This window comes from Collinsella sp. CLA-ER-H4, from assembly GCF_040092395.1.
GTDB lineage: Bacteria > Actinomycetota > Coriobacteriia > Coriobacteriales > Coriobacteriaceae > Collinsella.
The window spans coordinates 49,951-75,658 of the sequence record NZ_JBBNLQ010000001.1 but is presented as its reverse complement, the minus strand read 5'-3'; the positions used below and the strand labels follow the sequence as shown (position 1 = coordinate 75,658).

At 60.1% G+C, this 25,708-nt stretch carries 22 protein-coding genes; 10 read left to right on the top strand and 12 right to left on the bottom strand.

Going from position 1 to position 25,708, the window contains the following annotated elements; translation table 11 throughout:
* Positions 1-31 precede the first annotated feature (31 nt).
* The 3 genes from AAAX34_RS00325 (at position 32) to AAAX34_RS00315 (ending at position 3,214) form a co-directional block, all read left to right on the top strand.
* The gene (locus AAAX34_RS00325; RefSeq protein ID WP_055286676.1) at positions 32-1,645 is read left to right on the top strand and encodes a peptide chain release factor 3; all 1,614 of its coding nucleotides are present in this window, start codon (positions 32-34) and stop codon (positions 1,643-1,645) included.
* 156 nt (positions 1,646-1,801) lie between these two features.
* Positions 1,802-2,524, top strand: a complete 723-nt coding sequence (locus AAAX34_RS00320) for a VUT family protein (protein WP_022093974.1) — start codon at positions 1,802-1,804, stop codon at positions 2,522-2,524.
* A gap of 9 nt (positions 2,525-2,533) precedes the next feature.
* A complete protein-coding gene (locus AAAX34_RS00315) occupies positions 2,534-3,214 on the top strand; it encodes an SDR family oxidoreductase (protein ID WP_117769858.1) in 681 nt (226 codons plus the stop codon).
* 54 nt (positions 3,215-3,268) lie between these two features.
* On the opposite strand, the gene AAAX34_RS00310 is transcribed toward AAAX34_RS00315, so the two are convergent.
* Both AAAX34_RS00310 and AAAX34_RS00305 read right to left on the bottom strand, forming a co-directional pair.
* The gene (locus tag AAAX34_RS00310; protein ID WP_349109617.1) at positions 3,269-3,994 is read right to left on the bottom strand and encodes a uracil-DNA glycosylase; all 726 of its coding nucleotides are present in this window, start codon (positions 3,992-3,994) and stop codon (positions 3,269-3,271) included.
* Between the two features lie 88 nt (positions 3,995-4,082).
* The gene (locus AAAX34_RS00305) at positions 4,083-4,985 is read right to left on the bottom strand and encodes a DMT family transporter (protein WP_349109616.1); all 903 of its coding nucleotides are present in this window, start codon (positions 4,983-4,985) and stop codon (positions 4,083-4,085) included.
* Positions 4,986-5,143: 158 nt separating this feature from the next.
* Here AAAX34_RS00305 and AAAX34_RS00300 point away from each other — a divergent pair, with 158 nt between their 5' ends.
* Positions 5,144-6,010 (top strand): LysR family transcriptional regulator, encoded by an 867-nt coding sequence (locus AAAX34_RS00300; RefSeq protein ID WP_349109615.1) that lies wholly within the window; start codon positions 5,144-5,146, stop codon positions 6,008-6,010.
* 27 nt (positions 6,011-6,037) lie between these two features.
* On the opposite strand, the gene AAAX34_RS00295 is transcribed toward AAAX34_RS00300, so the two are convergent.
* Positions 6,038-7,420: an MATE family efflux transporter gene (locus AAAX34_RS00295; RefSeq protein ID WP_225093292.1), complete on the bottom strand. Its 1,383-nt coding sequence runs from the start codon at positions 7,418-7,420 to the stop codon at positions 6,038-6,040.
* A 178-nt stretch (positions 7,421-7,598) separates the two neighbouring features.
* Here AAAX34_RS00295 and AAAX34_RS00290 point away from each other — a divergent pair, with 178 nt between their 5' ends.
* The gene (locus AAAX34_RS00290; RefSeq protein WP_349109614.1) at positions 7,599-8,414 is read left to right on the top strand and encodes a putative RNA methyltransferase; all 816 of its coding nucleotides are present in this window, start codon (positions 7,599-7,601) and stop codon (positions 8,412-8,414) included.
* 128 nt (positions 8,415-8,542) lie between these two features.
* On the opposite strand, the gene AAAX34_RS00285 is transcribed toward AAAX34_RS00290, so the two are convergent.
* Positions 8,543-8,944 carry a hypothetical protein gene (locus tag AAAX34_RS00285; protein ID WP_055286664.1) on the bottom strand — a complete coding sequence of 134 codons (402 nt, stop codon included), beginning with the start codon at positions 8,942-8,944 and terminating at the stop codon, positions 8,543-8,545.
* 440 nt (positions 8,945-9,384) lie between these two features.
* Here AAAX34_RS00285 and AAAX34_RS00280 point away from each other — a divergent pair, with 440 nt between their 5' ends.
* Positions 9,385-10,089 (top strand): class I SAM-dependent methyltransferase, encoded by a 705-nt coding sequence (locus AAAX34_RS00280; RefSeq protein WP_349109613.1) that lies wholly within the window; start codon positions 9,385-9,387, stop codon positions 10,087-10,089.
* Between the two features lie 48 nt (positions 10,090-10,137).
* Here AAAX34_RS00280 and AAAX34_RS00275 read toward each other — a convergent pair whose 3' ends face one another.
* Positions 10,138-10,386, bottom strand: a complete 249-nt coding sequence (locus AAAX34_RS00275) for a hypothetical protein (protein ID WP_229025960.1) — start codon at positions 10,384-10,386, stop codon at positions 10,138-10,140.
* A 109-nt stretch (positions 10,387-10,495) separates the two neighbouring features.
* On the opposite strand from AAAX34_RS00275, the gene AAAX34_RS00270 reads away from it, so the two are divergent.
* From AAAX34_RS00270 to AAAX34_RS00255, 4 genes are all read left to right on the top strand, one after another.
* Positions 10,496-10,999 (top strand): N-acetyltransferase, encoded by a 504-nt coding sequence (locus tag AAAX34_RS00270; RefSeq protein WP_349109612.1) that lies wholly within the window; start codon positions 10,496-10,498, stop codon positions 10,997-10,999.
* Positions 11,000-11,252: 253 nt separating this feature from the next.
* Positions 11,253-13,256 (top strand): translation factor GTPase family protein, encoded by a 2,004-nt coding sequence (locus AAAX34_RS00265; protein ID WP_349109611.1) that lies wholly within the window; start codon positions 11,253-11,255, stop codon positions 13,254-13,256.
* Positions 13,257-13,349: 93 nt separating this feature from the next.
* Positions 13,350-14,468, top strand: coding sequence for an ATP-binding protein (locus AAAX34_RS00260; RefSeq protein ID WP_349109610.1), 1,119 nt, complete (start codon positions 13,350-13,352; stop codon positions 14,466-14,468).
* A gap of 10 nt (positions 14,469-14,478) precedes the next feature.
* The gene (locus AAAX34_RS00255; RefSeq protein ID WP_349109609.1) at positions 14,479-16,974 is read left to right on the top strand and encodes an excinuclease ABC subunit UvrA; all 2,496 of its coding nucleotides are present in this window, start codon (positions 14,479-14,481) and stop codon (positions 16,972-16,974) included.
* A gap of 40 nt (positions 16,975-17,014) precedes the next feature.
* Here AAAX34_RS00255 and AAAX34_RS00250 read toward each other — a convergent pair whose 3' ends face one another.
* The 7 genes from AAAX34_RS00250 to AAAX34_RS00220 form a co-directional block, all read right to left on the bottom strand.
* Positions 17,015-17,875 carry an ATP-binding protein gene (locus tag AAAX34_RS00250; RefSeq protein WP_349109608.1) on the bottom strand — a complete coding sequence of 287 codons (861 nt, stop codon included), beginning with the start codon at positions 17,873-17,875 and terminating at the stop codon, positions 17,015-17,017.
* Positions 17,876-18,259: 384 nt separating this feature from the next.
* Positions 18,260-18,859: a tRNA (cytidine(34)-2'-O)-methyltransferase gene (locus AAAX34_RS00245; RefSeq protein WP_349109607.1), complete on the bottom strand. Its 600-nt coding sequence runs from the start codon at positions 18,857-18,859 to the stop codon at positions 18,260-18,262.
* 95 nt (positions 18,860-18,954) lie between these two features.
* Positions 18,955-20,085, bottom strand: a complete 1,131-nt coding sequence (locus AAAX34_RS00240; protein WP_349109606.1) for a GTP-binding protein — start codon at positions 20,083-20,085, stop codon at positions 18,955-18,957.
* Positions 20,086-20,171: 86 nt separating this feature from the next.
* Complete coding sequence (locus AAAX34_RS00235; RefSeq protein ID WP_055252194.1) at positions 20,172-20,513, bottom strand: ArsC/Spx/MgsR family protein; 342 nt, start codon at positions 20,511-20,513, stop codon at positions 20,172-20,174.
* A 47-nt stretch (positions 20,514-20,560) separates the two neighbouring features.
* On the bottom strand, positions 20,561-21,184 hold the full coding sequence (locus AAAX34_RS00230; protein ID WP_349109605.1) for a flavodoxin family protein: 624 nt from the start codon (positions 21,182-21,184) through the stop codon (positions 20,561-20,563).
* A gap of 111 nt (positions 21,185-21,295) precedes the next feature.
* Complete coding sequence (locus AAAX34_RS00225) at positions 21,296-22,825, bottom strand: diguanylate cyclase (RefSeq protein WP_349109604.1); 1,530 nt, start codon at positions 22,823-22,825, stop codon at positions 21,296-21,298.
* 127 nt (positions 22,826-22,952) lie between these two features.
* Positions 22,953-25,670, bottom strand: coding sequence for an EAL domain-containing protein (locus AAAX34_RS00220; protein ID WP_349109603.1), 2,718 nt, complete (start codon positions 25,668-25,670; stop codon positions 22,953-22,955).
* Positions 25,671-25,708: the final 38 nt, after the last annotated feature.

Genomic DNA, 25,708 nt, shown 5'->3' with positions numbered 1-25,708 from the left:
CGTAATGCACTCAATGCAAGAAAGGATCCGCATGGCAAGCCTGTCGGATGAAATCTCGTCGCGCCGCACATTCGCGATCATCAGCCACCCGGACGCCGGTAAGACCACGCTTACCGAGAAACTGCTGCTCTATACCGGCAGCATTCAGACCGCCGGCTCGGTCAAGGGCAAGAGCTCGGCCAAGCATGCCGTCTCGGACTGGATGGACATCGAGAAGGAGCGCGGTATCTCCGTTACCTCCTCGGTGCTGCAGTTCACCTATAACGGCGCCTGCGTCAATATCCTCGATACCCCCGGTCACCAGGACTTCTCGGAGGATACCTACCGTACCCTTATGGCTGCCGACGCCGCTGTCATGGTTATCGACGGCGCCAAGGGCGTCGAGGCCCAGACCAAGAAGCTCTTTAAGGTCTGTACGCTGCGCCACATTCCCATCTTCACCTTTGTGAACAAGCTCGACCACGAGGCTCGCGATCCGTTTGAGCTCATGGAAGAGATCGAGAACGTTCTGGGCATCAACACCTATCCCATGAACTGGCCGATCGGCAGCGGCCGCAACTTCCGCGGCGTGTTCGACCGTCAGACCCGTCGCGTTATCGCCTTTGAGGGCGACGGCCACGCCAACGCCACCAAGAAGGTCGCCGAGGTCGAGGCCGAACTGGGCGATCCTTCCATGGACGAGCTCATCGGCGAAGAAAACCATAAGAACCTGATGGACGATATCGAGCTGCTCGATGGTGCCGGCGACGAGCTCGATTTGGATGCCGTGGCCTGTGGCAAGCTGAGCCCGGCGTTCTTTGGCTCGGCGCTTACCAACTTTGGCGTGGAGCCTTTCCTGAAGGAGTTCCTGCGTCTGGCCCCGACGCCGCGCGCCTATACCGATACGCTCACCAGCGAACCGGTCGATCCCTGCCGCGACGACTTTAGCGGCTTTGTGTTTAAGATCCAGGCCAACATGGACAAGAACCACCGCGACCGCATCGCCTTTGTGCGCATTTGCTCGGGCAAGTTCGAGCGCGGCATGGATGCCTTCCACGTGCAGGGCAACCGCAAGCTTAAGCTCGCTACGGGTACCTCGATGATGGCCGATGACCGCGCCATCGTGGACGAGGCGTACGCGGGCGATATCGTAGGCCTGTTCGATCCGGGTATCTTTAGCATCGGCGACACCGTGTGCTCCGGCAAGCGCCACGTGCAGTATCCGCAGATCCCGACGTTTGCTCCCGAGATGTTCGCTCGCATTACGCAGGTCGACACGCTCAAGCGCAAGCAGTTCGTTAAGGGTATGGAGGAGCTTGCCCAGGAGGGCGCCATCCAGATCTTCCGCGAACTGGGTGCCGGCATGGAGAGCGTCATCGTGGGCGTGGTCGGCGTGCTGCAGTTTGAGGTACTCGAGCGCCGTCTCAAGGCCGAGTACCGTGTTGAGGTTCGTCGCCAGCCGCTGCCCTATACGGACATCCGCTGGATCCAGAACGACCCCGACACTATCGATATCCCGGGCCTTTCGCTCACGCGCGACACGCTGCGTGTCGAGGATATGCGCGGCGGTAAGCTGCTGCTGTTCACGAGCCCGTGGAACGTGGATTGGGCAACCGACCACAACCCCGACCTGATCCTGTCGGAGTTTGGCAACGTAGCCTTTTAACGCATCGGCGCGGTGGTCCTGCGGGGCTGCCGCGCCATTTACTTGCCTGATGCCGTGTGAGCGGCTATCATACCCACCGTCGTCTCAAGACCGAGACGTCCGAGCAGTTCGGGTCCGATATCCTGCTCGTTAAACCTAAAACCAAAGGAGTACATAATGATCAAGAAGGTCATGGAGGACTACAAGGTCCTGTTGCGGAGCATTCCCGCGGCAACGGTTTCGCTGTTTTTCGTGAGTGTCATCATGATGAACCTGCTGGCCAACAAAGAGCTCATCAGCCTGCCGTATCTGGCACTCGATTGCGGCTTTGTGGTGAGCTGGGTCTCGTTTTTGTGCCAGGACATGATCTGCAAGCGCTTTGGCGCCAAGGCATCCATCAAAATCTCCATCCTCGCGCTACTGGTCAATCTGGCCGTGAGCCTGTGCTTTTGGGCATGTTCGCTCACGCCCGGCATGTGGGGCGCCTACTACGACACGGGCATGATCGAGGTCAACACCGCCCTTAACGCCACCATCGGCGGCACCTGGTACGTGGTGCTGGGCTCTTCGCTGGCAATGCTCGTTTCTGCCGTGGTTAACTCCACGCTCAACCAGTCGCTCGGCCGTATGCTCAAGAAGAATAACTTTGCGAGCTTTGCCTTCCGTTCCTATGTGTCCACGGGTGTTGGCCAGTTTATCGACAACTTGGTCTTTGCCATTGTGGTGAGCCACACGTTCTTTGGTTGGACCTGGGTGCAGGTCCTCATGTGCTCGCTGACCGGTGCTGTTGCCGAGCTGCTGTGCGAGGTCTTCCTGAGCCCCGTGGGCTACAAGGTCGTGCGCGGCTGGGAGCGCGAGAATGTGGGCTCCGAGTACCTCGAGCGCCACGCAACCGCCTAAGGAGCAAGTATGCGGGTTTTGATCACGGGCGCTTCGGGCGGTATCGGAGCCGCGTGCGTGCAGCGCTTTTTGGATGAGGGCCACGAGGTCGTGGGCTTTGATCTGCTGTCGCCGGCTATCGAACACGAGCGCTACCGCCATCTGATCGTTGATGTCCGCGAGCCGGACTCGTTTCCAAGCGACCTTGAGCCTCAGGTAATCGTGAACGTTGCCGGTACGCAGGATTCGGCCGACGACATCGCCGCCAACCTGTGCGGCACCATTAACGTGACCGAGCGCTACGCCTTTGTGGGGGAGGGGCTCGCCGCCAAGCCTGCGCCGGCTATCAAATCCGTGGTCAATGTGGGGTCGGCGAGCGGGCATACTGGATCGGAGTTTCCCGCCTATGCCGCCAGCAAGGGCGGCGTTATCGCCTACACCAAAAACCTTGCAAACCGCCTGGCGCCGCAGGCCATCGCCAACAGTGTGGACCCGGGTGGCGTTATCACGCCGCTCAACCGTTGTGTGATGGAAGACGAGCACCTGTGGAACCAGATTATGGAGCTCACGCCGCTTAAGCGCTGGGCCACCGCCCAAGAGATCGCCGAGTGGATCTACTTTGTGGGCGTGACCAACCGGTTTATGACCGGGCAGAGCCTGCTGATCGATGGCGGCGAGGCCGGCCGCACCCAGTTTATCTGGCCCGAGTAGAAAACGCGCCCGATGGCAAGATTGCCGTCGGGCGCGTTTTTGATGTATCGATTTTTAGCCGAGGCAAGTCCAGTTGACGGGGGTCGAGCCGTGCTGTTCGAGTAGCCGATTGGCTGCCGAGAAGGGGCGCGACCCCATAAAGGCGGGGAGTTCTGCCGTGGCACGGTTGGCCGAAAGCGGCGAGGGGTGCGTAGAGGCCAGGCAGAACTTGCCGGTTGCCTTGCCCGCGCCGGTCGCGGCGAGCTTGCCATCGACCATCTGCTGGGCAAAGCGGCCCCATGCCAAAAAGACTACCGGCTGGGGTAGCTGGCAGCAGCGTTCGATAACGTAGTCGGTGAGCGTACTCCAGCCCAGTTTGGCGTGCGAGTTCGCGGCATGCTCGCGCACGGTGAGCGTAGTGTTGAGGAGCAGGACGCCCTGTTGTGCCCATGGGGTTAGGTCTCCCGTGGCGGGAATGGGGCAACCCAGATCGGCATTGAGCTCCTTGTAAATGTTGCGCAGGCTCGGCGGCAACTTGGTTTGCGTCGCGGGGACCGAGAACGACAGCCCCATGGCCTGGTTGGGTCCGTGATAGGGGTCCTGACCCAAGATGACAACCTTGACCTGGTCGGCCGGCGTGTAGGCGAGGGCATTGAGAATGTCGTCTTGTGCCGGATAGATGGTCTGCTCGGCACGCAAAAGGGCGATGCGCTCGAGCAGCTGGTTCGTAGTGTCACGTACCGGCTGCGGCGCATCGCCCAACCAAGTTGCTATGTTGCGGTCGCGAGTTGCGGTGTCCATGGGGCTCCTTTATGGCAGATGCTCTGTTGGCATCTATTGTAAAGGCGCACCGGTTGCCTTTATGCCGCGGCTGTATGAAGAGTGGGGTCTACGAGACGTGCTCGGGCGCTCCTGCCATGCGAGCCTGTCCATGTGCGCGGAGGCGCGGAAGCTCGACGGTTGCCGCCATGACGCCGGTGAGGATGAGGGCGGCGCCAAAAAAGGCGATGGGGCTCAGGACCTCGCCGACCAGGAAGAACGAGAAGACGGCGGAGCAGACCGGCTCGAGCGAGAAGGCGAAGCCGGTGGTCTCGGCGGGCACGTGGGGCTGCACGAGCGTCTGGGTGATAAAGCCATAGGCAGAGCAGATGAGTGCGAGCGCGACGACGACCACAATCTCGCCCGGCGTGCCGGGAAGTGTGAAACCGCCAAAGGTGAATGTGGCGATACCCGAGAACAAGCCGCCGAAGCCCAGCTGCCAAACGCCCAGAGCAAGCGGATCGACTTCTTCGACAAAGCGCTTGGCCACGATAATGTGGCTGGCATAGATAAAGGCGGAGAGCAGCATGATGAGCGCGCCCGGGTTCAGGCTGGTGAAGTCGGCGCCCGAGAGCAGCAGCATGCCGCAGGTGACGATAGCCGTGCCGACGAGCACCTTGCGCTCGGGGGCGCGACGCAGCAGGGCGGCGTTGGCAAACGGCACGATCACGACCGTCAGGCTCTGCAAAAAGCCGGCAGTGGAGGCAGAGGTGAGGCTGGAGCCCAGGCACATGCAGGTGAGCTCGGTTGCCATGATGGCGCCGATGATAGCGGCGCGAACCATAAGGTCGCGGTTGATACGGAAAACACGCTTGTGGAAGAGCAGCAGACAGGCCACAAAGGCGATGATGCAGCGTAGGGCGACGATGCTCGTGGCGTTCATACTGTCCATGCCGATCTTCATGAGGGGGTACGAAAAGCCCCATGCGACGGGAACGGAAAATGAGAGCGCGATTGCTTTTTTGCGATCCATGGGACTCCTTTTGTTACAGAACGGTTTCGCAAAAAGGATTCTGCTCCCAGATGTTGATGTAGTAAAGCGAATGTATCTTCAGTATGATTAAGAAATACTAATGTTGACAGAAAAAGCCCTGGCAAAACGTTTTACGGCTGCATTGATGTGGAGGCGCGATGGCATCGCGGTATCAGATTGTGTGTATGGTGGTCAATCGCGGCAGTCTTAAGGGCGCGGCGGACGAGCTGGGCTATACGCAAAGCGCGGTGAGTCAGGCCGTTAAGGCGCTCGAGCGCGAGCTGGGTACCACGCTTATCGAGCGCGGAAAGCAGGGCGTTTCGCTTACGCGCGACGGTAAACAATATCTGCCGTATCTGCGCCAAATCGTGACCGCCGAGGCCGAGCTCGAGGGCAAGCGCCAGGAGCTGCTGGGGCTTTCGTCGACCGATATTCGCATTGCGACGTTTACCAACGTGAGTCGTACCGTGCTGCCGCGTGTGATCCGCGACTTTGGAGCGCTGCACCCGGGCGTGCACTTTACCCTCAAGCAGGGCGATTACACGCGCAACGCTCAATGGGTGCACGATGGCGTGGTTGATTTTTGTTTTACGGCGCGCGGATTTACCGCTGGGCTCGAGAAGCGCGTGGTCTATCACGATGAGTTGGTGGCGCTGTTGCCGGCCGTGCATCCGCTGACGGCAAAGGAAAAGGTGACGCTCGCCGACCTGGCGTCCGAGCCGTTTGTGCTGCTGGATGAGGGCGAACAGAGCCTGGTGCTCGATGCATTCGCGGCGCATGGACTGTCGCCGCACGTGACGAGTGAGGTGACCGACGACTACACCATCATGGCGATGGTGGAGGAGGGGCTAGGCGTGAGTATGCTTTACCGCCGTACCGTCGAGGGCATGCGGGCCGATATTCGCGTACGTCCCATCGTGCATGCCCCCTCGCGCGACGTGGTGGCCGCCTGGCGCAGCTGGGACACCATGCCTATCGCCACGAGGCGCTTTATCGACTATATGAGCTCGCATATCGTCAATTAATGACTGGCGTAGCGTTGAGTGCGGTGTTTAGCGGGCTGTCGCTTTGGCTTGGGTGGCGCGATAGGTGCGTGCCGGGTGGCAGAGTAGTACCGCCACGACCATAAAGAACGCCGTGGTGCCCAGGCTGATGGGGTAGACCATCATGATGTTCGCAAAGGTGCGGAAGTGCGGGAACACGCAGAACACCCAATAGAAGCGGATGCCGCAGACGCAGATCATGGTGATGAGGGCGGGCGTGAGCGAGATACCAAAGCCGCGCAGGTAGCCTGACATGTTTTCGTAGAACATGCTAAAGGCGTACGCCGGGAAGATCGAACACACGCGGATATAGCCGATCGAGACGATGTTGGGGTCGCTGTTGAACAGCGACAAGATCTCGCGTCCCAGGCCGACAATAACGATGATCGTGGTGAGTGCAACGATACCGCCTTCGACCAGGCAGACCTTAAGCGTTTTGGTGCAGCGATCGATCTGGCGGGCACCGTGGTTTTGTCCCACAAAGGTGGTGCACGCCTGGCTAAAGCTGTTGAGCAGGTTGTAGCACACGTACTCCAGGCTCATGGCGGCGCTCGATGCCGCCATGACTTCGGTGCCCAGGCTGTTGATGGCAGACTGGATGATGATGTTGGCGACGGCAAACACGGCGCTTTGGATGCCGGCGGGCAGGCCGATTTTGACGATGCGCTTGAGAGCGACGGGGTCGATAGCCAGGTCGCGAAGGGTGACGCGGACGACGGAGTCGGTCTTGAGCAGGCGGATAAAGAGCGTGGCGGCACTGACAGTGTAGGCGATGGCGGTGGCGATGGCGACGCCCGCGACGCCCCAGTGGAGTACGGGGACAAAGATGAGATCCAGGCCAATGTTGAGGACGGTGGACACGGCAAGCGCCTGCAGCGGCATGCGGGTGATGCCGACGGAGCGGAAGATCGCGGCCTCAAAGTTGTAGAGCAAGATCGAGGGCATGCTCAGCAAAAAGACGCGCAGGTAGAGCGAAGCGAGCGGCATGGTCTCGGCAGGCACGTTGAGCGCAGCGAGCATGGGCTCGGCAAAGATCTCGCCCAGTGCGATGACGACAAAGCCCACGAGCGCCATTAAAATTGAGGTATGGACGGCGCGTTTGACCATGTTTTGGTCGTTGCGGCCGATAGCGTTGGCGATGACCACGTTGGAGCCAAGCGACATGCCAATAAACAGGTTGAGCATAAGACTGGTAAGCGGAACATTGGAGCCGACCGCCGCCATGGCGAGGGTTCCCTGGTCGCCCGAGAAGTTGCCGATGATGACCGTGGCGATGAGGTTCGACAGCTGCTCCAAGATGCTCGTGGCGGCCACGGGGAAGGCGAACAGGGGAATATTTCGCCACAGCGAGCCGGTGGTCATGTCAATGTGCTTAGATACGGTATCAGCCATGCGCTCTCAATCTCTAACATGCTCTTTCGTGCTTATTTGCGCAGACGATGATACTCCTAATTGGCTAGTCGTTGGGGACGTTCTTAAACGACTAGTCATTCAAGAACGTCCCCAATGACTAGGCGGGGAAGGCGTGCGACAATGGTGGGCGTTGTGTAGTCCGCGCTAAGGAGTTGCCATGTTGTTGTGTCCCGTTTGCCATGAGCCGCTGGTGGATGACGAACGCGGTGCTGTGTGCGCGGGCGGACACCGGTTTGACCGTGCGCGCGAGGGCTATCTATATCTGCTGCGCTCGTCCAAGAGCGGCGACTCCATGGGCGATCCCAAGTCGCAGGCACGCAGCCGTCGCGACTTTCTGAATCGCGGTTACTATGCGCCGTTGCGCGATGCGATGGTCGAGCTGGTGCGCAAGCAGGCGTCTGGGCGCGCCGCGTCTACGAATGGCCCCATGACGCTGCTCGATATTTGCTGTGGCGAGGGCTACTACACCAGCGCCATGGGCGCGGTGCCGGGCGTGGACGCTTACGGGTTCGATTTGGGCAAAGAAATGGTGCGCCTGGCCGCCAAGCGCGGCGATGCGACCTACTTCGTGGCCAACATGAAGGATGTCCCCGTGGCCGATGGCGCTTTCGATATGGTGACCGAGCTTTTTGCCCCCTTTAACGAGCGCGAGTTTGCCCGCGTGCTGGCGCCCGAGGGCTCACTCTATACCGTGGTGCCGGGCGCCCGTCATCTCTTTGGGCTTAAGGAAGTGCTCTACGATACGCCGTACCTTAACGACGAGAAGCTGCCGCAGACCGCCGAGCTCGAGTTGGTCGGAACGCAGCGGGTGTCTGCGAATATTACGCTTCAGACCCAGGCCGACATCGAGGCGGTGTTCCAGATGACGCCGTACTACTATCGCACACGCCCTGCCGACAAAGAGCGCCTGGCAAATTTGGACACCCTTCAAACCGACATCGACTTCATCATCGCCGAGTACCGCCACAGCTAACAACCTGCCAAAAAGGGACAGGTTTATTTTGGTAGGTTTTATCTGGGCAAACGTAAAGGGCCGACCGCGGAGATGCGCGATCGGCCCTTTTTAGCTGCTTGATAGCAGGGGCTATGGGAGACAGGTGCCTACAGGCGGTCCTTGTTCTCGGCCTTAACGGCGTGTGCCTGCTGAACAAAGAACAGGTCGTACACCACGATGACAAAGGCGCCAAAGTTGATGGCGTCGCCGCCAAACGCGGGAAGCGTGAGCACCGCTTGGGCAAGCGTGGCGACCGCGGCAACAATACCGAGCTTAAACGCGCCGTCCACCTGCGAAGGCTTGTTGGCGCCCTTGATACCGGCGACGCCTGCGGCAAGGTCGACGAGACCCTTGGCGATAAGCACGACCGCCGCGAGCGTGGCGTACGAACCGTACGTGGAATCGAGACCGCCCGTGGCGATACCGACGCCGGCGGTGACGAGGCTGGCGATGCCCAAAACAAAGTAGATGAGAGCAAGGATTTTGAGAGTCTTGCGAGTGAAGCTCATGGCTGGTCCTTTCGATACGAGCACGCCAACTTGGCGCACCCAATGTACTGCACATATGGTGAAGCACATTGTAGTTCAACGCAGCGATGCATGCGCCTGAAAGCGCTTTGAGCCCGCGCGGCCCAACCCAACCTTTCAAAAGGGAAAGCTGGACGTAAGCCAAATCGATGGCAGCTCATGTGCGGCGCTGAGATGATGAGGCCGTAACAAGGAGTTGGTCTCAAGGAGGAGCCATGATGTACGGAGCAGGGCAAGTGCGTGAACCGCGGTCGTTGGGAAGGCGCATAAGTGATTCTGCGATCGCTGCCGTGTGCACGGGATTGATGGCGGTGCTTTGCATTGGGATGCTGTGGGCCATGTCGCATGTGGGACAATAGCGGACGGTTGGGTGCCGACATGAACGGCGCTCACGTATTCGTTTTGCTTGTTAAGGAGTGTCCATGGGTGTCGTCGATCCCTTTTCTGTTGCTCGGGCCGCGGGGCTTGAGCTGACCGGGAAGCCCGAGGGCCTCACGCTCACCGACGGCACGATGGAGCTGCGTGCCGATTTTGGCCGCATGCTTCCACGGCTCAAGCAGGGCCGTCTGCAGCAAGAACTGCTGGTAAAGGCTGCGCGCGCAAAAGGCATCGAGCGCCCATGGGCGATTGATGCCACGGCAGGCTTTGGCGAGGATTCGCTGCTGTTGGCGGCCGCGGGTTTTACCGTCGATCTGTATGAGCAGGATTGCGTGATCGCGGCGCTCCTCAAGGATGCCCTGGATCGCGCGGCAGATGATCCGGTGCTTGCGACTGCCGTGGCCCGAATGCGCTTGCATGCGGGCGAGGACAGTATTGCCGGCCTTCGCCATACAGCTGAGCTGATCGGGCAGGGCGAGCTCACCGCTCCCGACGTGGTGTATCTGGACCCCATGTTTCCCGGGCGCACCAAGAGCGCGGCGGTGAAAAAGAAGTTCCAACTTTTGCATCATCTGGAACAGCCGTGTGCCGATGAGGAGACGCTGGTCGAAGCTGCGCTTGCGGTACACCCGCACAAGGTCGTTATCAAGCGGCCGGTGAAGGGCCCGCTGCTTGCCGGCGTTAAGCCGAGCTATCAGCTTGCGGGCAAGGCCGTTCGCTACGATGTTTTGGTGCCGCCGCGCCCGTAGCTTGCGTACGATGGCTGGCACTCCGTCAATGCCGTGCCGATGCGGCGCCTATTTCCAAGGGTGCGACGTCAGGTGCCATCCACCGCAGTATTCGCATTTGTAGCAGGCCAAACCGCGCCGTCCGCGGTTTTCGCAGTCGGCCATAACGGCCTCGGCCTCGGCGCGTGTGTCGTAACGGTTTTTGCGTTCGCACGACTTGTAGCGCCAGGCCTCATCGCGCTCGGCGTCCAGAGCGTCGCGGCGCTCGTCCTCGCGTGCAAACAGGTCGCTCATATCGCCGCCGGTGGCAGTGCTCAAAAACTCGCTTTTTGCTTTTGACCAGGCGGCTCGCTTTTTGCTCCCCATCTGCATCGCGCCCCTCTCCAAACGTTGGTATCATTGCTCAATCAAAGTGATACCAATAAACGTGAGGTCGCCGCGTGATGATCAGAAAACCCTCGATACCGACATTCCCGCCGTCATGGCTATCTATGACGTGGCCCGTGCCTTTATGCGCGCGCATGGCAACGCCACGCAGTGGCCCGAGGGCACGCCTTCTGCCGAGCGGCTGGCTGCCGATATTGCCGCCGGTGGCAGCTATGTGTGCGAAGTCGACGGCCGCGTGGTGGCGACGTTTGCCTTTTTACCGGGCCCGGACGAGTGCTATGACGTAATTGAGGATGGTCAATGGCGCAGCGACACTCCGTACGCCGTGCTGCACCGTGTGGCGTCCGATGGCGCCGTACACGGTATTGCGGCTGCGATGTTTGCCTTTGCCAAAGAGCGTGCCGATCACCTGCGTATCGACACGCATCAGGACAACCTGCCCATGCAGGGTGCCATCATAAAGGCCGGCTTTGAGCGCGCTGGTATCGTCTATGTGTCCGACGGCACGGCGCGTGTCGCGTTCGATTGGCTGCGCGAGGCGTAAGAGCGACGCCTCATATCAACAATTCGCACGAACGAAAATGGCCCGGGCGGGGCCATTTTCGTTCGCTGCGCTGATTTGCAAGCCGGCTTTCGCAAGGCGCGAACCTACGAAAATCGCCGCGCGGCAACGCGGGGCGATGAGCTCGGTCGGGGGATAGGGCCCGCTTCGCCCGCCGGCCCGTAAATTGTATCATCCAGTGTGGAACGAGGGTGCCCGTTGCCGCGTGCGATGGGCTTGCAATAAGAGGAGAGCCATGTCGAAGCAAGTGGTCGTTGGAATCTTGGCGCATGTCGATGCCGGCAAGACCACGCTGGCCGAGGCCATGCTGTTTAACGCGGGCCGTATTCGCAAGCGCGGCCGCGTTGACGATGGCGATTCGCATCTGGATACGAACGAGATTGAGCGCGAGCGTGGCATCACGATTTTCTCGTCGCAGGCCGTGTTCGACCACGGCGATACCCACGTCATGCTCGTGGATGCGCCGGGGCATGTCGATTTTTCTGCCGAGGCGGAGCGCACGCTGCGCGCACTCGACTACGCGATTTTGGTTGTGGGCGCCAACGACGGCGTGCAAGGGCACACCGAAACCTTGTGGCGCCTGCTTGCGCGCTATGACATTCCGACGTTCATCTATATCAACAAAATCGATTTGGAGAATCCCGGCCGCGATGTTTTGCTGGCACAGCTCGGGCAGCGCCTTTCCGAAGGCTGCCTGGATGCCAACGAACTGCTGGCGGGCGGCGCCGTTCAGGAGGACGCTGCTGCGTTGGACGAGGCGGCGCTCGAGGAGTTTCTTGAGGCGGGTGAGCTTTCCGTCGCGACGCTGTCGCGCATGGTTGCCGAGCGCAAGCTCTTTCCCTGCTTTGGCGGCTCGGCGCTCAAGGACCAAGGCGTGGACGAGCTGCTGGATGGCATATGTGCGCTGATGCGCGAACAGGCATGGCACCCGGAGTTTGCCGCGCGCGTCTATCGTGTCAGCCGCGGGGATCGCGGTGAGCGCTTGGCTTGGGTAAAAGTGACCGGCGGCACGCTGCATGCCAAGCAGATGATTGACGGACGTTCCGGTGCCGAGGCATGGGAGCAGAAGGTCGATCAGGTACGCATCTATAACGGCGAGAAGTATGAGCTTGCTCAAGAAGTTGCTGCTGGCGGTATTTGTGCCGTGACGGGTCTTGCGCACGTTCGCCCAGGGGACGCCTTGGGCGCGGAGCCCGCGGGCGATGCGCCCGTCATTGCGCCGGTCCTCACCTATACGGTGCTTCCGGGCGAACACGATGTCCATACGGTGTTCCAGGCGCTGGCCGAGCTTGCCGACGAGGATCCCATGCTCGGCGTAAGCTGGAACACGCATCTTGAACAAATACATCTGCAGCTTATGGGGGCGGTGCAGCTCGAGGTCGTGCAGCGGGTGTTGGCCGATCGCTTTGGCCTTTCGGTTGCGTTTGAGTCTGGCGGCATTCTCTATAAGGAGACTATTTCGCAGCCGGTCGAGGGCGTGGGCCACTTTGAGCCACTGCGCCACTATGCCGAGGTGCATCTACGCCTGGAGCCGTTGCCAGCGGGTTCGGGCGTGCAGTTTGGCACCGTGACCTCGACCGACGAGCTCGATCTTAACTGGCAGCGTTTGGCGCTCACCAACGCCATGGAGCGCGATCACCTGGGCGCGCTGACCGGCTCGCCCATCACCGATGTGCGCATTACGCTCACGGGCGGCCGTGCGCATGCCAAACACACCGAGGGCGGCGATTTTCGCCAGGCCACGTACCGCGCGATTCGCCAGGGGCTCATGCAGGCGCGTGAGGCCGGCGCGGCGGTACTGTTGGAGCCGTGGTATCGCTTTGAACTCGAGGTGCCGGGGGAGTGCGTGGGCCGGGCGCTCTCGGATGCCACGCGCATGGGTGCCGAGTACGAGCCGCCAACGATGGCAGGCGACCGGGCGAAGCTTGTGGGTCGTGTACCGGCATCAGAGGTGCAGGATTACGCGCTGGAGGTGGCTGCCTACACGAGTGGTCGTGGGCATCTGTACCTGGAGTTTGCCGGCTATGCGGCATGCCATGATGCCGAGCGCGTAATCGAGACGGCCGCCTATGAGCCCGAGGCCGATCTGCCCAACACGCCCGACTCGGTCTTTTGCTCTCACGGCGCCGGCTACACGGTCAAATGGTACGGCGTGCCCGCCGCGGCGCACGTAAAGATCGATCCCGCCACCTTCCGCCCCTGGCGAGCAGCAGACGCCGAGTTTTTCGGCCACATATGACAAAGGGACAGCTCCTTTGTCATATGCTATTGGTATAACTCGGTATAAGTTAGTATAACTATTGCCAGGGTTTGCCAATCCGAGGAGGCCGACATGAATCCAAATCCCTTTAAGCCCACGGCTGACAAGCGGCCTCCGATACTCATTGGTCGCGAGTCGGTCATCGAAGATTTCGAGGAAGGGCTCGATAACGGCGCCGGAGCGCCGGGTAGGCTCATGCTCATTACGGGAAACCGCGGCTGTGGCAAGACGGTTCTCCTGCGGGAGCTGCAACGTCTAGCCAATGAGCGCGGATGGGCGGTTGTCTCCGATTCCGCTTCGCTTGGCTTATGCGATCGCTTGGCCGACGCGCTTCGCTCGAATAAACCCGTTGTGACGTCAATAGAGCTCGGTCCGTCGTTTGGCCGGATGTCGGTCGAGGCGGCGCGAGCAAAGGGCGAGACGTTACGAGGGCTGGTCAACGAGCGCCTTAAGAAGCTCGGTCCAGGCAAGGGCATACTGTTTGCGATTGACGAGGCGCAGTCTGCGTCTATCGAGGAACTGGCGGCTCTTGCCGTTCTCTATCAGCAGGTGCTTGGAGACCAGGATGCCACGGGCTTGTCCGATAGCGACCAGCGCGGTCTTGCGCTGGTGTTCGCCGGCTTACCCAGTATGGTTGACGATCTGCTCGAAGAGCCGAGCGTGACGTTTTTGCGGCGTGCCCAGCAGCGTACGCTGGGGGCGATATCTTTGCCCAAGGTGCGCGATTCATATATCCAGACGGTCAAAGACGCTGGTCTTTACGTTGACGCGGAGACGGCGGACCTTGCGGCACACAAGAGCATGGGGCATCCCTATATGGTTCAGCTGGTGGGCTATTACATGTGGCGGTCTGCTGTCCGGCGTGGCTCGCAGGTCATTGAAGTGTGCGACGTCGAGGCTGGCCATACGGATGCCGTCTCCGAGTTCTACGAAGCGGTTGACGCGCCTCTGTATTACGGGCTGCGCAGTCCGCAGCGCCTCTTTATCGAGGCTATGGCGGCTGACGAGGGCAAGCCGACGCGCATGGCGGACATCATTGAGCGTTGCGACCGTACTCAGAGTTGGGCGAGTAAATATCGCGCAAGTCTGATTCGCGAGCGCGTCATCGAGGCTGCCGGATACGGCCTCGTCCGGTTTACCGTGCCCATGCTGGGCGCGTACGTTCGCGATCGAGTTTTATGGCATGAGTAGGGTGATAAAGGTGACGGAACAGAAGATGAGCCCGCAGGCTATCGAGGTACGTGGCGCACGTGTCCATAACCTCAAGGGCATCGATATAGATATCCCGCTGGGAAAGCTCGTAGGCATTGCCGGCGTGTCGGGTTCGGGCAAGAGTTCGCTGGCACTGGGCGTTCTTTATGCCGAGGGCTCGCGCCGTTACCTGGAGGCGCTCAGCACCTATACCCGCCGTCGTCTGACGCAGGCCGAGCACGCCCAGGTGGACGAGGTTCTGCACGTGCCGGCGGCGCTCGCATTGCGTCAGCGCCCCAGCGTGCCAGGCGTGCGTTCCACCTTTGGCACCATGACCGAGCTCAACAACAGCCTGCGCCTACTCTTTAGCCGCTGCGCCCATCACGTGTGCCCACATTGCGGGGTGCGTGTGGAGCCGAGTCTTAACGTGGCTGCGGGCCTGTCGCTCACGTGTCCGGCATGCGGCTGCGAGTTCTACGCGCCGAGCGCCGAGGACCTTGCCTTTAACAGCGGCGGTGCATGCCCCACCTGTGGCGGCACCGGTGTCATGCGCGAGGTGGACGAGGCGAGCCTGGTGCCCGACGAGTCAAAGACCATCAACGAAGGCGCGGTGCTTCCCTGGGGCACGCTCATGTGGGATCTGATGAAGCAGGTGGCCGGCGAGATGGGCGTGCGCACCGACGTGCCGTTTAACCAGCTCACGCCTCAAGAGCGCGACATCGTGTTCCATGGTCCGGCGGTTAAGAAGCACATTCTCTACGTTCCCAAAAACGGAGAGGGCGCCACGCCGCTCGACTTCACCTATTACAACGCCGTCTATACCGTTGAGAATGCGCTTGCCAAGGTTAAGGACGACAAGGGCCTAAAACGCGTTGCGCGCTTTTTGCGTGAGGGCCCATGTCGTGATTGTGGCGGCACGCGTCTCTCCGAGGCCGCACGCCAGCCCCAAGTGCGCGGTATCAATCTGGCGCAGGCCGCGGCCATGACGCTGGGCGAGGCGATTGAGTGGGTGCGCGGGGTGCCCGCATCCTTGCCGCCCGAGATGCGGCCCATGGCGACGGATATATGCGATTCGTTTTTGAGCGCGGCCCGTCGTCTGGTCGACCTGGGTCTCGATTACCTTTCACTCGATCGCGCCGGTGCCACGCTCTCCACGGGTGAGCGCCAGCGCGTGCAGCTTGCTCGCGTGGTGCGCAACCGATCGACAGGCGTGCTCTATGTGCTGGACGAGCCCTCGATTGGCTTGCATCCTGCCAATGTTGATGGTCTGGTAGGCGTGATGCGCGATCTGGTTGATGACGGCAACACCGTGGTTGTTGTCGACCACGATACGCGCGTACTGGCGGAAGCCGACTATCTGGTCGAGATGGGTCCCGTTGCCGGAGCAGGCGGCGGCAATGTGATCGCTGCTGGTAGGGTAGACGAGGTGGAGCAATCGCAGGGCAGCCGTATCGCGCCGTTTTTGCGCGCCGAGCCCAAGCGCTCGCGTCCGCAGGTGACTGACGAGGAAATGTTCGATCAGGGCCATATCCGCATGGCGACCGATGCCATCCATACCGTCAAGCCGCTCGAGGTTGATATCCCGCGCGGCCGCCTTGTCGCGGTAACGGGCGTTTCGGGTTCGGGTAAGACGACGCTCGTGCTCGAGACGCTCATTCCTGCACTTAAGGCTCAGGCAGCTGGCGAGCGCCTGCCAAGACACGTGCGTTGGGTCGATGCCGAAGGCATTGTCCGTGCCAACCTGATTGACGCCACGCCCATCGGCTCCAACGTGCGCTCGACGGTCGCAACCTATGCCGACATCCATGATGAGCTGCGCCGCGCCTTTGCCCGTACGCCCGAGGCCAAGGCGGCTGGCTACAAGGCGGGTGCCTTTAGCTATAACACTGGCGCCTTGCGCTGTCCTACGTGCGACGGCACGGGATCGATATCGCTCGACGTGCAGTTTTTACCCGATGTCGAGATCGTCTGCCCGGCATGCCGCGGTTCGCGTTATGCGGACGTGGCTTCGCGTATCCATCGCGAGGGCAAGGACGGGAGCTTGCTGACGTTGCCGCAGCTCATGGATATGAGTGTGGATGAGGCGCTCGACGCCACGGTGGGACTCAAGAAGGTTCAGGCGCGCTTGCAGACCTTACACGACCTGGGCTTGGGCTATCTCACCTTGGGTGAGCCCACACCGGCACTCTCGGGCGGCGAGGCCCAGCGCCTTAAGCTCGCGAGCGAGATGGGCCGTGTGCAGGATGATGCCGTGTTCGTATTTGACGAGCCCACGATTGGCCTGCATCCGCTCGATGTTCAGGTACTGCTGAGTGTGTTCGACGGCCTTGTTGCCAAGGGCGCCACGGTTATCGTGATCGAGCACGACCTCGACCTTATCCGTAACGCCGATTATGTAATCGACATGGGCCCGGGCGGTGGCGACGCCGGCGGGCAAATTGTCTGCGCCGGTACGCCGGGCGACATCGCGGCCTGCTCCAAGAGCATTACCGGTCGCTACCTATAGACAATGAGGCAAAGGGACAGCCCCTTTGCCTCATTGATGCCTATTTCACGCATTGAGCGGCGAGATAGTCGCGGAAGAATGGCAATTCAAAAGCGACGATTCCGCGCCCACGTTCCCCAATGATGCCGGCGTCTATCATGCGGCGCCGGTAGCGGGAGACCTGCTGCGGCGAACGCTTAAGGCGCTCGACAAGGTCAGCAGTGGTGGACTCTTCCTCGTCATCGAGCATGGCGATGAGGAATCGCTTGTCCTCTGCCGTGAGTTCCCGATAGGTTGCCGCGAGGATTCGGTCGTCCATCTCGTCGCGCGCGATTTTGATTCCCAGGTCAAAGTCGCGTGACGAGATTTCCTTCGAATCGCTTGTGAGATCCCAGGCACGGTAGCCTACGAGTTGCAATAGGAAGGGAAAACCAGAGATCGAGCGAACGGCTCTATCGATTCCCTCAGCATCTGCCAGGCGATCGTTTTCCTGAATTGTGCGAATCAAGGCCTCGCGCACGTCATAGTCGGCAATGCGACCCAGATGATATTGTTGGGCGCGGCGAAGGAACGAGACCGTCTTGTGGTTCAGTAGCGTCGATACGTTGTTGGGAAGTCCCGCCATGAGCAGGGCGACGCGTTTCCCATCGGTCACAAAGTGCTGATACGTCGCTGCGAGTTGGATCATCTCGTCGAGTGCCGGGTCCACCTCGTCAACCGTGACGAGCAGACCGGTGCCCGCCTCGTTGAGCTGGTCGATGATGTCGCTCATGCGATAACGCCAGGTTGAGGCATCGTGAACGCGATTGACCTCGATGCTGCCGAGCGGTGCAATTCCGAGACCGGTGACTTCGAAGTTGTTAGACGGGTCGATAAGATGGCCGGCAGCACGTTTCGCCCCGAACTCGATTTCCTCAAGCATTCCCGGGAGCGCGGTCGTCTTTACGGCTATCCAGCCGTGGGATTCCGCCCTTGTCGCGAGCGACGACATGAGAGCGGTTTTACCGGTTCCACGCGCGCCTGAGAAGATCGAGGTCAATTCTGGGCGCCTGCGCTGGCTCAAGAAGGCACGGTCCAAATCCCGAATAATCTGTTGTCTGCCAGCGAGATGGGCAGGAACCTCACCAAAACTGGGGGTAAACGGGTTCTCGAGATATTCCACAAGGCTCTCCTTTCACACCGCCGTTTAACTTCATTTTACTTTAGTTAATTCTGATTAAAAGTGAGGGCTCTTTATCTAGAGCATCAATTAGGCGTGTGTGCCATCGGCGTGGCGCTCGAATGTGGCAAAAGGATAGTCCCTTTGTCACATTTCCGGAAAGCCTGTCTGACGCAGGGCTTCGTAGAGGACGATGGCGGCGCTGTTGGAAAGGTTGAGGGCGCTGATGCGGTAGTCGTCGGGATTGACGAAGTTGCCGCAGATATCCTGCCGAAGGATGGCCTCGTGGCTGTCCTCGGTATGTCCCAGCGATTCCTCGTGGGCTTCCCAGGCCTCGGCGTTATCGAGTGAGTCACAATCGCGCAGCATCGGGATGCGCTCGCAGCGCTCGGACGCCGCGGCAAGCAGTGGCTCGGGAATGCCCGAGCTCTCGCTGCCAAAGACCAAGTAGTCGCCATCGCGGTAGGTGCTCTGCGCATAGGTGCGACGTGCCTTTTTGGTCAGCAGATGCAGGCGACCATCGGCAGGGGAGAGGTCGTTGCGCGTAAGGAAATCCTCCCAGCCGGCATAGGTCGTCACGTCCAAGTTTTGCCAGTAGCCCAGTCCGGCACGACGCACCGTCTTGTCGTCGAGCGAAAACCCCAGCGGCTCCACCAGATGCAGACGGGCGCCGGTGACCACGCAGGTGCGGCCGATATTGCCCGTATTGGCCGGAATCTCGGGCGCATACAGCACAATGTTGAACATGAATCTCCTTGGCATAGAACGAAAAACCACCACGAAGGGGCGCCTTCGTGGTGGTTAGCGGTTACGTGGGCGGGCAAACGCTCGCTTCGATAAACCTAGGCGCGGTGCCAGTCGGTCAGGCAGGCATCGAGGGAGGCGATGAGCGCATCCTTGTCCATGTGACGGCCGATGATGCACAGGCTCGTCATGCGGTCGCCCGTCTCGTCGTCCCAAATCTGCATGATCTCGGGGTTCTCGTTGATGATCTTCTGCTTCTCGCCCTCGGGCGCCGAGTCGACAAACAGGCCGTTCTCCATCAGGCGCATCTGGTGGCCGGCCTGCTCGAACATGTAGCACATGTCCGGATCGCCGGTCTGCCACAGCGGGCCCTTGACGCGAATGACCTCGTCGGGCCACTCCTGCTCAACAAAATCGGTGAACTTCTGCAGGTCAAACGGCTTGCGGCGCGAGTATACAAAGGTCTCGATGTCGTACTCGAGCACCTCGGGGTCGTCGTGCTCCTCGGGATGCTCCATGGCCTCGATCCAGGCGGCGGAGTTGTAGGCGCGCATAAAGTCGAAGCGGTCGGTATCGAGCAGCTCTTCCATGGGGACCTCGCCGTTTTGGGCCTCGACAATCACGGCGTCCTTCTGCAGGCTGCGCACGATGGCCTTAAGCTCGGCGATCTGCTCAGGGCTCACGGTATCGGTCTTGTTGAGGACCAGCGTGGAGCAAAACTCGATCTGCTGGATGAGCAGGCTTTCAATGTCATCCTCGTCGATATCCTCAGCCAGCAGGTCGCGACCGCCGTTGAACTCGTCATACATGCGGGCGCAGTCGACCACGGCCACGATGTTGTCGAGCGCGAGCTTGGGCTCGCCGCCCACCTTGGCCTCGTCGCAGAAGCTCGAGATGGTGTAGGCGATGGGGATGGGCTCGCAAATGCCCGAGGCCTCGATGATGATGTAATCGAAGTCGCCCGAATCGGCGATGCCCTGCAGCTGGTTGGCCAGGTCATCCGAAAGCGTGCAGCAGATGCAGCCGTTGGTGAGCGGGATGAGGTCGTCGGTCTCGGAAAGGCCGCCGTCGGCGATGAGGCTGGCGTCGACGTTGATCTCGCCGATATCGTTGACGATCACGGCGGCGCGGATGCCGCCGTCGTTAGCGAGGATGTGGTTGAGCAGTGTGGTCTTGCCGGCACCGAGGTATCCGGTAAGCATGATGATCTTCACGGGTTTGTTGGGCATGTGCCCTCCTTTGTTAGACATGGCTTACAGTTGAATCTTATGCCAAACGCCTGCTCTTATACCCACGCGCCGGCAAATAACACAGGCTACTCCCAGGCTCCCCATACATCGGGGCAATAACCGACGGTGGCCTTTTTGCCGTTGCGCACGATGGGCTCGGCTAGAACCTGCTGGTTCTCGAGCAGCTTGTCGAAGCGCTGGCTAGGGGTGAGGTGCTGAATGAGCGCGAGCGTCTCCTCGTCCTTGGCCTTGGGGTTGAGCAGCTTGTCGATGCCGCCGACCGCCTGCATCACGCTCGTGAGCTCGCCCTTGCTCATCTCCTTTTCCTTAAGGTCGATAAACTGCACCTTAATGCGGCGCTCCTTAAAATAACGCTGCGCCTTCTTGGTGTCGAAGGACTTTTTGGTGCCGAAGATTTGCACGTTCATATTATGTTCCACCGTTCTAACGAGCGTCGAAGTGACCACCGTTGGACTTATCGAATGAAGTTGGTCGTTGCGCGATCTGCCTCGGGTGCGTTGATGCCGGCGGCCTGTCCTGCTTCGATGCAGCGCAGGAGCCAGGCCATGTTCTTGCCGATGTTTCGCATGGTGGCAAGGCCCTCGGCGTCCCCATCGGCGTCGCCGGGCACGCGGCCAAACACGTTGTTCCAGTAGGTGGAAGCAACCACGGGCATTTGCTTAATGGTGAAGTACTTGTTGAGCACATCGAAGGTGGTCGACGTGCCGCCGCGACGGGCGACGGCGACTGCGGCGCCGGGTTTGTGTTCAAAGGCATGCCCGCCTGCATAGAAGGCGCGATCGAGGGCCGAAAGGATGCGTCCGCTGGGGTGCGCATAGTAGACGGGTGAGCCAAAGACAAAGCCATCTGCCTGCTCGGCGGCAGCGATGAGCTCGTTCACCACGTCGTCGTCAAAGGTACAGCGACCGCCAAGTTTGCCGCACTGACCGCAGCCGATGCAGTCGCGAATGGGCTTGGCGCCCAGCTGAAACACCTCGGTATCAATGCCTTCGGTATTGAGCTGCTCGGCGACCTCGGCGAGTGCGCGGGCGGTGTTGCCGTTTGCCTTGGGACTGCCATTGACCAAGAGAACCTTCATCACAAACTCCCTCTGCTGTCGGTGACTTCTGCGGAGGATTATCGCACGAGAGGGCAGATGGCGTGGGGCGCGATGTGAAACGGCTTGTGTTTCACATCGCGCCCCACAACGCTAGTCCAGCTTGGTGCCCGGTACTTGCGGTGCCTCTATAAGCCGCGCTTTGAGCTCGTTCAAAATGGAAACGGGCTGTCGATCGACAGCGTCCAGATGAAGTGTCGCCACACGAATGGGTGGCTGATATTCAAGCGAGCCGATGAGCACGGGAGAACCCAGGAACCGCTCGATTTCTTCTGCGATCGCGTCGGTCTCTTCGGGATCAAAGTCGTCGAAAAGCGCCGCGAACGTCGGCCCCGTCGAGCGGAACAGGCGACCCTTGCCGCGCGAGCATTCCATGAGGCAGGCGGCGCTTTCTGCCAAAACGCGGTCGCCCGCATCAAAGCCAAAGCGGGCATTGACCTGAGCGATATCGTCGATTTTGATGGCGATCAAACCAGCCTTGCGCGCCACGCGACGCATTTCGCCAATGGCGTTGACCAGGGCGTGAATATCGCCCAAGCCGGTCACGGAATCGGTCGTATCTGCCAAGCTTCGGTTGATGATAATGCCCACATACATGCCGGGCTCGGTATCGGTGCCGTCCAAGCGGTAGCCCGTGCAGTCGCAAAGCACGTACGTTCCGGTGGCATCCATTACGCGATACTGCATGTAGTGGAAGTGCCACGTGCTGTTTATCACCATGTCGAGCTCGGCGCGTACGTTGTCGCGGTCCTCGGGATGAACGCGGGCGAGCCACATGTCGAGTGAGTTAAAAGGGTGCTGGGAGGGCAGGTCAAAATCGCGCACGGCGTTAACCGACCATTGCGATTCGCCCGTATCGAGATTGAGGATAAAGGGATAGCGCGTCTCGGAGCTCATGGAGATCGCTTGGAACACCCGGTCGTTGCAGGGAAGCTGTTCGACGATTGGGCGTTGCGGCGCGTCATCGTCTTTCGGTTGCTGCACACGATGCATAAGCTTATAGCGATACATCTTGCGATCGGCATCCATCGTCATCTGGCGACGCGTGTCGCCGGCAAGTGGATCGACGCGCGAGCAGCCAAAACTAAAGCTGCCGATCATGGGCGCCTTGCCACCTGAGCTCGCCTCGATCAGTCCGGTACGTACCTGCTCCAAGCGCTGCTCGAGTTCAGTCTCGTTTGCGGAGAGCGAGATGAGCACAAACTCGTCTCCACCGATACGGAACAGCATCTCATCGTGCTCCATGGTTTCGGAGAGCGTGCGGCAGATGCCCAGAATATAGCGATTGCCTTCGGCGTGGCCAAACCTATCATTGCAATGCTTGAGATGGTCGATGTCAATATAGGCGCAGGTGAAGGGGTTGCCTTTGTGCCAGAGTTGCTCGACGTGACGGTCGAATCCGTTGCGGTTGCCCAAGTTGGTGAGCGGGTCGATATAGGCGTTGCTCTCAAGCAGCCGGCGCTCTTGCTGCAGGATGGCGTGCGTCTTTTGCAGTTGCTCGCCAACGGCGCGTAGCTCAGCAGGCAGCGCGGCAACATCGAGTTCGGCGGTCGAGATGCCATTCGCAAGTCGCTGAAGATAGGCAATAATCGATTGCTCACCCAGGCGATATGATTCGTTCATGATGGATAACCTCCTTGGGCGGAACAGCGGTTTGTATCATATCCCCAATTCGGTTTGAATTGGGGATATAAGTTAACTAATGGAGGCAAATTCCCCCTTCGGCGGTGGTGTTTTGCGCGCGAGCGTATCAGTTGTTATTGCCACCATCGAGCAATGCCTCAAAATCCTTCGCTGGCATGGGGCGGTAGTAGAGGAAGCCCTGGGCGTCGCGGGCGCCCATTTGCCGTAGCACGTTCGCCTGCTCATTCGTCTCGACGCCTTCGACCACGACGGGCAGATGGAGCGAATGCGCCATCTCGAGCATTGATGAAATGATTTGCGTGCTGCGGCCATGATCGCCGTCGATGGACACAAACGTGCGGTCGAGCTTGATGACGTCGACGTTGACGTTCTTGAGCATCGCGAGCGTGGACTGGCCGGTGCCAAAATCGTCCATATAGGTCGAGAAGCCGCGGGTGTGCAGGTCGGCTGTCAGTTTGTCCACGGCCTCGGACTCTCCCGTATAAGCCGTCTCGGTGATCTCGATACGCATGAGCTCGGGCGGTAGGTTGTATTGGGCGGCAAGCGCCCCCATATGTTCGGCAACGTCGCAGGCAAGGATATCCACGCGCGACACATTAAGCGAGATCGGAACCACGCGAAGACCGCGATCGAGACGCTCGCGCAGCCACGAGGCGACACCCTGCCAAATGTACTTGTCGAGCGTCACTACAAAGCCGCTTTCCTCGAGTGCGGGGATAAACGTTGCGGGCGAAATGAGAGAGCCGTCCTTGTCAATCCAGCGGGTGAGTGCTTCGGCACCAATAATCTCGCCGGTTTCCATATCGACCTGGGGCTGAAGATAGTACGTGATGCGACCATTTGACAGCGCGTACTGGAATTCGGTCAGCGTGCGGTGGAACGCGACTTCGCGCTCGTACTCCGCGGGGCGGAAAATGGCAATGCGCTCCTTAAAGTCGTTTTTTGCGCGTCGATTGGTAAACATGGCCTTTGCCTGCGCATCGATGGCGATCTCCTCATTGGAGTCGATGGGGTAAACGCCCATGGACGGCCAAAAACCTACGCCGTCATCATGTCTGGCTACGGCCTCGCGAACGCGGCCATAGATTTGACGGACGGTGTTGTGCTCAAAGGGGATGAGTACGCAAAAGTCATCTTGGCCCCAGTACCCTGCGACGCCCATATCGGCATTCTCGATGTCCTTGAGGACCGTGCCCACATCGGCGAGTACGCGGTCGCCCTCGGCCTGGCCGTGCCATTCATTAAACAGGCGCATGTGGCCCATGTCGACCGTGGCGATGCACCAGGTGCCGTCGCGCCTTGCCTCGAGGAATGCGTTGGCGCGCCGCATAAACTCGCTAGGTCGATAGAGGCCCGTGAGCGAGTCGATACGTTCGGCTATGGCGCTTTTGCGCTCCGCCTCGGGTATGGGGAGGCTGTCGTTGGGAACAAGCCCGCCGGCCGTGCGAAGGCGACGGTCGAGTTCGCCTAAAACGGCGGTCGCTTGATGGGTTAAGTGCTCGTAAAAGGTCGGGACGACAAGGCAGACGGGAGTAATGGTGTCGCCTGCGATTCGAACAGGAGCGAAAACGGCCTCTTTAAGGTGGCGGGTCAGTTGCTCGAATGCCTTGTGGTCTAGGTCGTTGCTGAGCACGACGAACTGGACGCTTCGTGAACGGTAGACCCGGCTCCTGCCGCGGGTGATCGACAGCATGCGGCCTGCGTATTCGGCAAGCATGTTGTCGACAGCCTCGGCCCCGTAGAGCTCGTTGAGCTTTGTCGTGCCACGAACGCGCACCGCTATAAGCCCTGTCTCGCAACGATCGCGGCGGCAGGCGTCGATGGCGTTGGCCAGCATGCGCTGCGTTCCGAGGCCTGTGGCGGCGTCGACGGTTTCGGCAAGTGAGTGGTTGACGAGCTCACCGACATAGAGCGAGGGGACATTTCCGTCGCCGTCGATACGAAACCCGCGAGCACGGCAAAGGACGTAGTCGCCGACGGCGTTGCGCACACGATACTGCATGACGCGACGGTGCTTGGTGCCGTTGTAGACTTGGTCGATGTCGTTGATACAGGCCTCAAGGTCGTCGGGATGGACGCGCGTTTTCCAGTAATCGCGACAGTTGTCTATGTGCTCCGAGGGAAGGCCAAGATCGCGCAAGGCACCTTGTGACCAAAGGGTGCGATGTTTGTCCAAGTTCTCGATAAAGAAATAACGGCCCTCGTTGATCATCGAAAAGGCGTCAAAAATACGATCGCTTATTTCGAAGTCGTCGGCGTGGACTTGCGTGATATTGCGTCGATCGAGGTGCATGGCATGACGTAGCTTGTAGTCGTACATGCGATGGTCGGCATCGAGCGTCATGCGATTGGAAGCTTCGCCCAGGGCGGGGTCGGCATGTGACACTCCGTAGCTAAACGAGCGGGGCATCTCGGAATCGTTGTTTTTGAGCAGAACCGTTCGGCAGTGTTTCAGACGTTCGGCGAGGTCGTCCTCGGTTGCAATCGTAGATAGGATGGCAAACTCGTCGCCGCCTATGCGAAACGCCGCTTCGCCCACCTTCATATACAGCTTAAGATAGAGACTTACCTGCAAGATATAGCGGTTGCCCTCGTCATGCCCAAAGACGTCGTTGCAGTGCTTGAGATTGTCGATATCGATGAACGCCATGGTAACGGGGGCGTCCTGCTCCCAGAGCTCCTCGAGGGAACGGGCAAAGCCGCCACGGTTGCCAAGCCCGGTAAGCTGGTCGGTAAAGGCCGTCCTGATCAGATCCTCCTGACGCTCGAGAAGGTCACGGACGGTCTTTTCGAGCGTTTCGGTGTAATTGCTGACAGTATCCATGTTCTAAGCGGCTTTCTGAGGTCGGGGCGGATTGCGTC